10 protein-coding genes are annotated in these 12,414 nt (G+C 38.7%); 1 reads left to right on the forward strand and 9 read right to left on the reverse strand.

Translation table 11 applies throughout. From position 1 onward, the window contains the following. Nucleotides 1-317: 317 nt before the first annotated feature. On the reverse strand, nt 318-1,649 hold the full coding sequence (locus ACFYU8_RS27860) for a hypothetical protein (protein WP_390305940.1): 1,332 nt from the start codon (nt 1,647-1,649) through the stop codon (nt 318-320). A gap of 494 nt (nt 1,650-2,143) precedes the next feature. On the opposite strand from ACFYU8_RS27860, the gene ACFYU8_RS27865 reads away from it, so the two are divergent. Continuing rightward, nucleotides 2,144-2,533, forward strand: coding sequence for a hypothetical protein (locus ACFYU8_RS27865; RefSeq protein WP_390305942.1), 390 nt, complete (start codon nt 2,144-2,146; stop codon nt 2,531-2,533). A 434-nt stretch (nt 2,534-2,967) separates the two neighbouring features. On the opposite strand, the gene ACFYU8_RS27870 is transcribed toward ACFYU8_RS27865, so the two are convergent. The 8 genes from ACFYU8_RS27870 to ACFYU8_RS27905 all read right to left on the reverse strand — a co-directional run bounded on the left by ACFYU8_RS27870 (nt 2,968) and on the right by ACFYU8_RS27905 (nt 11,955). Beyond that, nucleotides 2,968-3,810 (reverse strand): hypothetical protein, encoded by an 843-nt coding sequence (locus ACFYU8_RS27870; RefSeq protein ID WP_390305944.1) that lies wholly within the window; start codon nt 3,808-3,810, stop codon nt 2,968-2,970. Between the two features lie 146 nt (nt 3,811-3,956). Beyond that, nucleotides 3,957-4,409 carry a Mov34/MPN/PAD-1 family protein gene (locus ACFYU8_RS27875; protein WP_390305946.1) on the reverse strand — a complete coding sequence of 151 codons (453 nt, stop codon included), beginning with the start codon at nt 4,407-4,409 and terminating at the stop codon, nt 3,957-3,959. Next, nucleotides 4,387-6,183: a ThiF family adenylyltransferase gene (locus ACFYU8_RS27880; RefSeq protein WP_390305949.1), complete on the reverse strand. Its 1,797-nt coding sequence runs from the start codon at nt 6,181-6,183 to the stop codon at nt 4,387-4,389. Before ACFYU8_RS27880 ends, ACFYU8_RS27875 begins: the two co-directional genes overlap by 23 nt. Beyond that, nucleotides 6,167-7,144, reverse strand: a complete 978-nt coding sequence (locus ACFYU8_RS27885; RefSeq protein WP_390305951.1) for a cyclic GMP-AMP synthase DncV-like nucleotidyltransferase — start codon at nt 7,142-7,144, stop codon at nt 6,167-6,169. The genes ACFYU8_RS27880 and ACFYU8_RS27885 overlap by 17 nt, the downstream gene beginning before the upstream one ends. Further along, on the reverse strand, nt 7,128-8,138 hold the full coding sequence (locus tag ACFYU8_RS27890) for a CBASS cGAMP-activated phospholipase (RefSeq protein ID WP_390305953.1): 1,011 nt from the start codon (nt 8,136-8,138) through the stop codon (nt 7,128-7,130). Before ACFYU8_RS27890 ends, ACFYU8_RS27885 begins: the two co-directional genes overlap by 17 nt. A 233-nt stretch (nt 8,139-8,371) precedes the next feature. Then, nucleotides 8,372-8,923 carry a hypothetical protein gene (locus ACFYU8_RS27895; protein ID WP_390305955.1) on the reverse strand — a complete coding sequence of 184 codons (552 nt, stop codon included), beginning with the start codon at nt 8,921-8,923 and terminating at the stop codon, nt 8,372-8,374. 71 nt (nt 8,924-8,994) lie between these two features. Next, nucleotides 8,995-9,870: a hypothetical protein gene (locus ACFYU8_RS27900; protein ID WP_390305957.1), complete on the reverse strand. Its 876-nt coding sequence runs from the start codon at nt 9,868-9,870 to the stop codon at nt 8,995-8,997. 348 nt (nt 9,871-10,218) lie between these two features. Beyond that, nucleotides 10,219-11,955, reverse strand: coding sequence for a TnsD family Tn7-like transposition protein (locus ACFYU8_RS27905; protein WP_390305959.1), 1,737 nt, complete (start codon nt 11,953-11,955; stop codon nt 10,219-10,221). Nucleotides 11,956-12,414 lie beyond the last annotated feature (459 nt).

A 12,414-nucleotide genomic window follows, 5' to 3' on the forward strand; every position in this document is an offset into this window, starting at 1 on the left:
GACCACATATAAATGTATATTGGTTTGTGACCATTTTCATTTATTGGAGCAAATACCCTAAAAAGTTTTTTTGCTCTTCATCAGCATAAAGTGTAATTTCATCGTTACAACTTTTATCACATAATCCGTAAACTCCATACCAAAAAAGACAGTGTCGAACATGAACATATACAATATCTATAACTTTCCCAACCCTTCGTTTGTTGTCGAATCCTGCCCGTTTTCACGGTCTAGCACTACGAACATAATGGACAGGGGGTAGCTAACAGCTAATGCTCCCACTGTATTTGATGCCTCCCGTTCCGCTCCTTCTATTGCTACTTAAGCAGCTCGTTCTTCAGCTCCTCAGCCGTGTCCGGCTTCCAATAACTTATTTTTAATTTCTTCTCCTGAACCATTTGTCTAACCTGTTCAAAAAGCACTACTCTCTTCTCGGCTGGCCAATGGGTAAAGGACTGCAAATCACTGGACACATTCCAAATAGAGGTTGCATTTTCCTTTTGGGACCATTTTTTCATAAGAATCGATTCAACGTCCTCATAACCTATCCGATACAAAATACCAACATATGTCGCGCCAATTCCATCATCCAGAATTGCTCTTTTCAGAAAATACGATTGCACCTTTTGGCAGCAAATTTCATTATTTAGCGGAAGCAGATCACCCAGCACGTCATCAAATTCTCCAGTTACTTTTCCTACATAATAGCTCGTTTTAATAAGACCGCTTAGCTTTTTCTCCTCCGGATCATCTGTCAAAAGTTCTATCCAGCGCACATCCAAATCCTCAAACAGCAACGGTGTAAGGGAAAAATATGTATCAGCCCTAAGCATATGACCCCAGCCAAACATAAATGTATGCCGATTTTGCTTAGTATCAAACTTCACCGTACCTAGCACGTTCAAAATAAAACGCTGCGCTACCGGATCTTTGTAATACGGTGAAAACGCCTCGAAAACATCGCCAGCAGGCTTGGTTAGAAGCGCAGAAGCGAAGACAGGAGACAGCCAGGCTCCCCCATATTGTTCATATAGCTTGCAAGCCAGCGCTTGCAGCCTACTATCTCCATCCATTAAAACAGAGCCAACCAAAATCATAGGAAAGGCTTGCTCTAAAGTCAGCCCTTCCAAAGTATCACTTATATGAAAGATAGAAGTATCTCTGTAGGTTAACTTTAGCACCTCGCTGTCGCGCTTAAATGATGAAATCTTCTGGATATGCTCTGCTGCAAGCTCATACACCTCGCACATCTTCTCACTCGCTTTGCCCGGCAGCATGCCAAGAAAGGCAAGCAGTGTTTCATGCTCTTCCCAGCTGATCTTGCTGCCAGGCTTCTTCTCCAGAAACGTCTGCAAAAAAGCTAGTAATCGATCAGCAAGCAGATCCGACACTGTATTCGAGAATGTGTGGTTTAATATTTTTTCGCATTTTTGTGGCGACTTTAATAGCTTTTTCCAATAAGCTGTAACCGGTTCATAATCAATCTTAGCCAGTGCCCTCTGGGCGGCAAGCTTACTCTTCCCGCGCTCTGTACTCGCCAGATGCAACAGCTCAGGTGCCTCACTAGCCCCGAGCTTCGAGATAGCCTTCTCTCTGCTACTCCCTTTTGGCGGCAATGCATCGAAAACTGGCTGATTATATTCTGTCATTACTGGGTTCCCCCTCATCCTGACTATTTCTATGTATAGTAGCACGCCAAATTTTGCGGAGAACTCATCGTTTTCAGTCTCACTAGCAATGAATCCAATACGATTATGTTCTACACACACTCAACCTTATTGAGCATCTCCCTTCAGAACCCACCTCAATTATACAATTATTGAAATTATTGCAATTAAGTGGATAAAGGACAAACTGCCATTTCATTAAATGCTGCGCAATTACGCGCTCGTAATGGAAAAGACACATTTAGTGTTAACAAAAGTCGTGCAGAACGAGTAGTTGATCAAGATGGGTATTCGTTTTACGATGAAGATGCGCATATCAGGCTGGGACAACTTGCTAATCTCCCCCATTTCTTAAAAACTGAAACAAACCTCTCCGCTCACATAATTGTGAGGGTTGAGGTTTGTTTTTACTCTATTACTATCAATTTTTTCTGCTAAAATGACTTCATCCTATAAAAAAGGTTGGTGTGGCAGTAATGAAGAATGAAAATCAACCTTACACTGATTTTAGAGAAATGTACCGAGATATCGATTTCGCAGCAGAAGCTTACTACAACGAGTTTTTCCATGCCTACAAGACGGATGGGCGATTCCCCGAAGTATATACGCTCGAGCAAACGAAAAGAGCTTCTAGTGCCATCCAACTTCTTCAACTCTTGGAATGGGAATGGAACCCGGTTCGTTTACTGGCATTACTATCGACAGTAGGTGCTGCACTAGGAATCGGACGCCCTATACCTGTTTTGGATTTTTGTCAAATGATTGAAGGTATGAATCTAATAGCTTCTCCATATGTAGACTACTATATTGAAAAGAAAGACATTCTTATAGCTACGTTGGAGATGTTTGCAAATGAGGAACCATAGAAGTTAAAAAGTACGTTATACCGTTAAACCCCGCCTCGACTCTGATAGAGCTTGTGGCGGGGTTTGGCAATTGCAGAGTGGCTAATTTGCACTCTGGTAAATCTATAATTTATAAATTTTGAAGGAGTATGCAATCAAAGTTTTAGTAACAGACAATATTTCACCTAACACTTTGTTTCAATAAATATATGGCTTGAAAATAAAAATAAGTCGAGGAAAAACAGATGTGCATACCTGAATTTCACTCGACTTATTAACATGACTTTAATCGCAAAGAAAAACTTAATACTCTTTACCAAGTCTAATGTAAATAAACTAACTCTAATGTAAATTTACATACTCTAATGTCAACGCACATCACAATGTTCAATGACATTAGAGTTGGTAAATAGACCTCAGATTCTTATAAAGTAATTAGAATGTAACTCTTTTACTTATTCTTCCCTCACTACTAAAAGGCGTGGAATGATCCTTAGTGTAAAGATTACAGTAAGTACAACAATAATTAATCCATTAAACCAATAATACCAATTTAAGCACGCGATACTTAATAATAGATATGAAATGACGAAGCTCCAATTGGTAAATGAATGTCTAAATCTTTTTTCACTAATTATATCTACAATTCCAATAATGATAAAAAATGAAGAGATAATCGCTAACGTATTTAAAATGATTAAAATCACTGAAAATGGATTTGATTGAGCTTTTATATCCCACCCAATTAATAAAATTACCGATCCTACTATTATATATATAAATATGATAAAAGCTGGCTTAAATACCTTCGCAAATAGTTTACCTGGAAATTCAATCATATCAAAAATACTATCCTTGATCGGATTCTTAACTAACATCGCTTGTTTTAACTTGAATTGATCTAGCTCTTTTCTAATTAGATCTAGTGATTTTTCTAATTGATCATTTGATAAACTTGTCATAAACTTGGATATTCTTTGGTGTAAGCTATAAGATATCTCAAGATAAGAATTACTAAAAACATCAAAAAGCTCCTTTTCTAATTCTTCTTTCTCTCCTCCCCTCTCCTGTAGATATCTCACTATTGCTACTTCAAGCTTACCATATGCATTGATCCGCTTTTCAAGAGTGTTTAGGTTATTCTGTTCTCCTTGGTGGATATTTTTACCTATTTCTTTGAACAACCAAATTACTAACCACACGATCCCAATTGATGAAACAATCATAACTGGGTCATTTCCTAAGAAGTTTTGTAAAGCATTGATAAAAATTCCGGTAGGGTTTGCTATTGTATTCATATTTATCCTCCAAACTTCATAATCAATTCAAAAAAGTTTCCTGCTAGTCACCTAAAGTAATATGAGCGTGTTTAGAGCAAAATAAATACCTGTCACCTGTAAAATACAGATAACAGGTATCTATAAATTCGAATTCATTTATACGTTCAAAGCTGTTGCAAAGAACGACCCTTTATCTGATACCCAACATAGTATTTCTGAATACCCACAATGACTAAGAATAAAAAGTCAATGTCCATCTGAGTGTCCCTTAACATACCATTAAGCAGGCTACGATCGGTCGGGGAAGGTATTGGGTCCTTTTCAGGGTGTGTATGCCATTCACCTAGGTAGACAATTTCCCCACCAGACTCTTCCCACAACTGATTAACAATTTTCTGTGCCTTCTTTACGTTTCGTTCAAAATAATTTCGTCCTGAGCGATCCTCAAATGATGGTACAGAGACTGTTTCAATAACAATTTTCTCAGTATAGATCCTTCCTAAAAGGATTCCCCCAGACTCATGCTGATTAGAGTTGAGCTGTCGGTAACTATTAAAGATACTAATGATTTCTGAAGTTAGGATTACCTCTTTATCATCGAATTTGTAAACTAGCACTCGAGCATACCTCACATCCCTGAAAGTTCCGAAGTGTTACACGCCTTGTGATGTAGTTCTCTGCTGCAGCCCATCTTCCAGCAATTCTCCGCCCATTCATTTTTTGTATTGTTAGATCGCCAATCCAGGTAAATAATAGGTTCTCATTTATTTTCCCTGTAAGAATATCCTGAATGAAAAACATCAGGTGATGGATGAATCGCTTTACTTCCAAGACATTATAAGGAACAAAAGCGCTTTGGCATCCTGCTTCGCGAATCGAATACTGACCAGGGTTCTCTAATACATTCTGCTTAAATGCATGCTGCTCATCAAAGAGACATTTCAGACAACCAATATATCCTGGATGAATAAAAGCTGCATGAGCACCCGCTAAATATGGCTCTACCCAAACATAAAGAATAGGTTTAGCAATGTTCCCTTTTCTTTGTAAATCATTTAGACGAAGCTCAGTTGGCAAATGCCCTACTGCTACAATAGTAAAATCACATTGGTCTAAAAGCGATTGATAATCACGTAAGATAGTCAAGACGTCTCCGTTATAAGTCGTATTTTCGCTATGTGGTAGATGGGAAGCGAGATGACCGTGTAATGCGTCCACTTTGTTTTTACCTACATCCACTGCGCCGCAAAGATGCCGGGCGATATTTTCAAATGTAAGAATGTCCTTATCAACAAGAAGCATCCTGTGAATTCCCATATCACTGACTGATTTAGCTACATGACTTCCAATTGAACCACAACCCACTATACCAATTCTAGTATCTTCAATTAGTGAGCCGTCCCCTCCACGTGTGAGCAAACGTTCTTTGTCTACCTGAACTATCATATGTGTTGAAATTGATACATCTCTAAAATCTCGTTGAAGCTCCAGAAAAGCATTCTTGTGCCCAGCCCGAAACCCCTTTAATCCTTTTTGCGTTATGCGTTTGCTTTTATGAGCATTTAGCTTTATTTTTTGGGCCTCATTATGTTCCCATGCACCCAAAATATTACCTTTAGAAGAGGGAATAGAGAAAAGGACGGTTGAATGCCGGGGATTCCTATCTAAGAATGTGATCAACGGTTTTAGCGCTTCGGGACTAGTAGTTCTCAGACGTTGGATAAGCTCTCCATTTGTAGCTGGAAATGGCGGCTGTCCAATGGACAGAAGAGGCAAATATAAAGCTTTTCTGTACTCTCCGTCGGTAGTTGCTCCCGCTTGTTTTAACCATTGGATACCATCGAACAGGGAGTTAGTAGCAAGTAAAGAAGCATCCCAGGTTGGATGACTGAAAGATATGAGATACATTTCTTGTGGTTCTTTGGGAAAATCGATTAATGTTAAAATTCTGCTACTTGCTTCCTGCCACCAGTAGGATTCAAACTCATCAAGATAGTCGCTAGAGTTTAATCCTTTTACTCCTGAGTTAATCAAATAAAAGGCTCGCTTAATTACCTCATCAATAACACCTACGGGATTCTCAGCATTAGGATGTGATTCCACTGGGTCAAAGGTACATAATACTTGGTGCTTATTTAGGTGTGGTATGGGATAAATATTTGAGAAATAAGGCTGTGGTATCAAAATAGTAGGGAATTCATCAGGAAAATGATAAGGTATCGACAAGATAATCATGTGATTTCCTTGTTTAACCTTAAATGAGCCAGAAAATTGCTTTGTATCATACTCAGAAGGATTAACCGTTTCGGCTTTGTGCTTGTCAATGAGGTGGAGTGCTACTGTTTGTAGCACCCCTTCGTAGTAGTCAATAAGATTATGCTGATCGTCCATGGTTACCTAATACAGCTGGAGCAGAAGATTTGAATACCGAATTTTTCTCAGTCTCAGTTTCCTCTGGTGGAGTATATTCTGGAAAACGGTCACCGAAAAGTGTACTCCACTTTTTCGACGCTTTAGTCTTGTCCTGCTCTTCGAGAGCTTCTCCGCCCTTTTTCACTAAATTTTCAAGCTTCGTTAGAAAATTGTTCTGCTTCGTCTCGGACCAATCTGATATCAGCTCTTCACTTGGAAACACTGGTCTCGTTAGCGAAAATGACTCGGATAGTGAGTCATGGATAGCTTTTGCTGTTGCGATGAATGCCTCATCATCGTTATTAGGATGGTCCGAGACAAAGTAATTTGCAGCTAGTATCGTTAAAATCATGCCGCTAGGTAATTTGGTTTCCCCTTCTTTTTTATCCTTCCATGCTTTAAAGTATCGAACCGCTCGTTTCAACTGGTCCCCTTTTGCTGCAACTTCGTCATTGAACCACTTAGTTAATTCTTTCGGATCACTATCGATCCATCCTTCAGTTTTATGTGCAAGTTTCGGATGTTCATCCTTTTTCTTTACATAAATTGGGATGTCGACATGATATTCGGCCTTGTAAATCACTCGTACACATGTATTTTTATCTACAGGGGGTGTGTCTGTGTGACCTGTTACTGCATCAACAACCCACCTGTGAACTGTAGCTGTTTTTGGCCACTCCTCCTCAGCCACATCTGTTAGGTGTTCGAGGTACAGTCCATCATCGATATCGTACTCGCCGTCAATTGGTGTGACAGTTGTATTCATCATATATGAGCCTTGTCCGTAAAATTTTGGTTCCTTTACTTTTAAATCATCTTTAAAATACTTCTTTATTTTGTTTCGAATAGCATTCCGCGACGTTCGCAAACTCTCTTTCTTACTGGAATCTAGGTAAATCTCATTGTGAAACGTTGTAAATAAATCATGACAATTTGACATTTCTTGTATCCTCCCTATTTTCATTATTAAAAAAAGTTTTTAACTCTTCTTTTCCAATCCATTGGTCAGCAGCTTGTATACCCTTTTCAAGCATAATGCGAAGTGACTTTGGACAAGCCCCGTCTAAAGTGATATATCTCTTTTCCGATTCGGAAAGCTCCATACTCGGTATTCTTACATAACTACCACCAATATAAGACCGTAGATACTCAATTTGGTTGTGAACGGCTTCACTCTGGGAATCTATCATGAGCGATATAAGCCGGTCACCCCATTTATAAAATGATTTTCGTCGATTGACCTTTTGAGGATCAGGAAACCTAGTGCGTTCATGAAGTGCCGATATGGATAATAGACAGTAATCATGATAGCTGCTCCCATCCTTGTAAAACTTTACGAACTCCTGAATACCAGCTAATGAAGGATTGTTTGCCCATAGTCCACCATCTACAAATTGCTCCCTTCCCTTTTCAGTTTCTAATTCCACAATTGGAAAATAAGTAGGCGCTGCTGCGGTTGCAAGTGCTACTTCGGTAAGCAATCGTTTGTTGTCTCGAGTTAAAGTAGGATTATGATCGGATTTGAAAACGTAAGGCTTGCCTGTCGTAATATTTACTGATGGGATGAGGACGTTTGCTTTGCAGTCTTCGATTCTCGTATTGCCAAATACTTTTTCAAGTTCTGTCTTGAGAGCATCGTCTTTATATTTGGTACTAAGAAGGATCGATTTAAAAAAATGAAGCTTCCTATGCCAGTTTTGATGGTAGGGAAAAATTAAGGGTCCTCTATCTCGATAAAAACCTACTACGTCTCTAGCAGGGACGCCGGACGCCAGGGCAAGGGCGATAATCCCCCCTGTCGAGGTGCCACATATAAGATCAAAGTGCTGATAGATCGGTCCATACTCCTCTTCAATTTTTTCAAGAATGACAGCAGAATATAACCCCTTTATCCCACCACCATCAATTGAGAGAATGTTAAAGCACTTACTCATGAATAATTATCCTCCTGCTATTTTGATTTCTTTTAATATCGTTAGAATGAGTGAACATCAACCTCTTTAATCTGTTTCATAACTTCAGATGAATCAGATGATAAAAAAATAATAACGAAGGAACCTGCTTTTGTTTTTCTGGTAAGGAGAATAAGACAACAAATATGAAGCCTTATTCTCTACACTCCAATCCATTTGTCAAATATAGCTCGTCTACGTATAAACCATCTAACTCAAATATATAAGATGGAGCTATAGATAAACTGTTTTCCCCCTGTAGGAGCAGTTTGCTCTTCTCTGTATACCATCCCCAAGGTAAAAAGCGTTTTTAATCGATTATTACAACTGGTTACTGCAATATTTAAAGCTGTAGCCAGGGTTGGCGTATCGACTGTACCTAATTCGATTACTTTAGATAGTGTCTGAAATAAGGTATCACTGTATCTCCCAATCATTTTCCACGAATTATCATCTTCTAAAACGAGACAACAAAGCTCAGCTTTATCGAGAGCTGCGTCGATGTTCTCTTCAACAAAATTACTTAGGCCCGTTAATACCAAATGCCTACCCTTTAACTCTCCTGATAGTCGAAGGATGAGAATCGACACAATTTCGCTTGCACAAGAAAAATCAATTCGGGTAACACCCGCAAAATTTAGAAGTAACACCCGTTGTCGTGTTTTCAGTAACGAATCGATGATACTCTCGCGAATTTGTTTTCCCTGTTCTCTGCCCCATAGCTGTTCTTCAAACTGGTTCGCCAAGTTAATCTCAAACCGATCCATATTACATTCTCCTTCATCTACTTCGGTGAAGCTGTATTTTTAATATACAAAACATCACTCTTGGTTGTCAACTACGTTTTTAAGTGAAAACCAATATTAGTTCCCATTACAAGAGGTACCCCCATTTCTAATTTTCGGGGTTTATTCTCATCACTATATAATCCAAAAAGTCCAGAGTTTGAGTGTATATATAGAATGGCACTTCGCTTTTGTGCTCCTTTGTACAGCCTAGATAGTCCATTCCCTCGTGTTATATCATCCTGGAATCTAGATATTCCATTCATGACAACTTCACGAATGGCGCGTTCATCACCAAACCTTTCCATTTTCTCAACACCTGATTCGACTAAACTTTGTCGAATGCCAATTCCAGCATCCCCGATAGCCCAAGATAATATGGATTCCCCTTTTTTCGTTTTATACGTCTGGATACAAAAGACACCCTGTTGTGGAGTCCTACTATGCTGGCAAACATTTTGTACCATTTCGGAAATAAAAGTTGTGATACTGTGTATCTCCTCTTCCGAAAATAAATTAGTCTCCATCCACCCTTCAACTTCTTCATTGATAGATTGGATTTCCTTCTCAGAATTAAAAAAACGAAGGACTCCCATATTATGATTTCTCTTAAAATATTCAATTAAGCTTTTCTTTCGTATAACCGTGATAAATGGGTCACCCAATGTTTTAAAACCAGCTCTCTCCATGTATGCCCCTGCATCTCCATCTGGGAGGATGATGGTTGAGCTAACGTGGTATGCGTTAAACATATGGCGACAAACTCCAATTAGGGTAACCATACCAAATGGATCGACAAAATTTGTTGCGCTTAAATCAAGTCTTACAAGACCCGCTGCTATTATTTCGTCTCTATTTTCCTCTATAAGCTCGCAAATTTCTGGAAATTGACGAAGTACGTATCTGTCCGGAAACTTTATTTCAACCATGAAATCTCCTCCAAATTATGTACCTATGTTGCTCTCATAAGCTATGTAACCAAAATGTTTCGGAGAGTCTAGATCGGCTTCAAACGAAAGGCATCCTTACAGGCTTTACTATCAGGTGTTACTCCCTGCTGTTGGGTGCGATGTACTTGTTCTAATTCAGATAGTTACTATATCAGAAATGTTATAATATCAAGGATTTCTTGATTTTATTGGTTAGTGGGATATTTTTACACCGTTCCCAGATGCCCCTTCTGCCATGTAAAAGACTTCACGGTCAATCAAATCGTGGTTGTATGCCCTCCACCCATTTATTACCGATAGAGAAAATAAGAGTTTGTCATCAGAAAATTATGATCCATTCCCTGAAGAATTTGAGACATTCATCAGACGTCGAAACTCTTTCAAACTTATGCCTAATTCTTTTGCAATCTTCCAGTCGGGTCTTGTTGCTCTCGCAAAATCCCTCTCATTCATGGCCATGCTTATTCTACGTATCCGATATTCCTCTGTACTCTCAACATATTTGGTTACTTCCTTGCTAGTTTTTGGAAATTTGTCCAATCTGTTATGTATTAAAGAAAGTGCTCCAATTTTCCTTCCAATCTCAGATTTTGAAATCCTCACATTTTTAATCGTGTACAATTGCTCTACTACGCTGCTTACCTTTTCAGCAATTTCGTTATCCCTTTGTTCCCAATTCACACGCTTCTGTGCTTGACTACTCAGATTCCTTATCGTCACATCGGCTATCGGATTCTGCTTATTCGTAATCTGAATTTGTTTTTTAGTAGGCTTGGAATGATTAACTCCAATTTTTGATCCATTGAGTTTAATCATTTGATTTTTAACTGTTGTTGGATCAACCCCAAGAATAAGGGCTTTTGCCCTTAGTGAATAGTTTCCCTCCTCTACCAGTTCGCCCAGCCGTTTTATCCATATTGACCCAAATTCTTTAATTCTGCCTATTCTATATTTATCTTTCATTACTTTATCTGATCCACGACGACTATAAATAAAACCACAAACGCAACTAAAGGTCCCTACCGGTTTCCCCGTGCTTGAACATCGTGTTACTTTACAGTTGGTAACAATCAACTCTTTGTAATGTATCGCTGCTTTGTTTAGACACGGCCATGGTCCTTCCCCAAAGGGATTCATTTGTAGAACCCCTTCTCTCTTCGATAACGATAAATGGGTGGGTAAACCCAGGAAAATATGTAAGAGAATATGACGAAGGGGATGCATAATGAAATGTTCTTTTCTCATAACCTTATGGAGCCACGAATATTGCTCAGTTGGATGAATATTACAACCAATCTGATTCAGGAAGTTTTCCCCAAATAAATCTATAAACGCTTGGATTATCAACTTAAATCTTAGTCTCCCAGTGGGACTTACAAACCCCATTTCCTGCAATCTTGCTAAGTAAATTATCCGAAGGGTACCTCCACCACCTGGGTCACATTCAGAATTTAAAATATGATAGGAGTACTTTGCAATTTTAACTTCTGTACTGGTTCTAATTGTTGGTACATTAGGTAAAGCCACCTCTTCTAATGAAACGAATTCATGCTTATTTCTTCTTGATAAGAATGGGACATTTGAATCAATGAGTAAACTCGAATGAAGGTGGCATACGGTAACTCCTGGTAGTTGATGAGCTCTGTGCCAATATGCAATGCCATATTGCAAACGATCCCTGTCGACGCACATCGTACAGTATCGAAGAAACTTATTGTTCTTCACCCCATTTGCAGGTAAACCCAACTTCATATATAGAGAGCTTCCGTCACCATGTAACATCTCCTCTTCAGCCTGTTTAAACCTCTCTTCAGGTAAGAAAGGTTTGAAGTAGGATAGAAGAGTGTTATCGTTTAATAATTCGTAAGCAGATATCGCCTTCCCGGGAATTCTGGTACTTAACTTGTTTAGATGACAAGGTAAATCAGTAACAGCACAAATGGTTTTGGAACCAAAGAAATCACGCACACTATTTTTGTGGCTTTCGTTTCCAGAGTATGCATGATATCTTGCTAGTACACTGTAGAGTAGTTCGTCCGGCAACGTCGGAGGAAAAAAGTGCATCCATTTATCTAATCCTTCCTCATTGTATTATAATTATCTATCTTTTCTTGGATATGTTTGTCATACCATACTGAATAAAAAACGTAGTCGTCATACTTGATGCAATAGTCGCCCATTCTCTCTATAGGTATGGCTGGAAAAACATCCGTAATAGTGTAGTACATTGTATCGCTCCCATGAAAAATCATTAGATCCATTTTTCCCAAAAGGAACGATACTTAACATTTTTCTTTATTTTTTCGTTCTTTTAAATTTCTATTTTCTACCTGGTACGCCAATGACTCCCTTGAAAAGGAATAACCGGCTTTTCTCGTCAATTAATTCCACAGCGTACAAATTTCGCATGGCTGTACCCCGTAATGAATCAACCAACTATATTTTCTAGTTACAACTTTATTTGGCAAAAACAGTGGTCATAAATGATCACACATATAATTTTCCATAATTTATTTAAAGCTG

The sequence above is a fragment of the Brevibacillus sp. NPDC003359 genome, from assembly GCF_042878995.1.
Lineage (GTDB): Bacteria > Bacillota > Bacilli > Brevibacillales > Brevibacillaceae > Brevibacillus.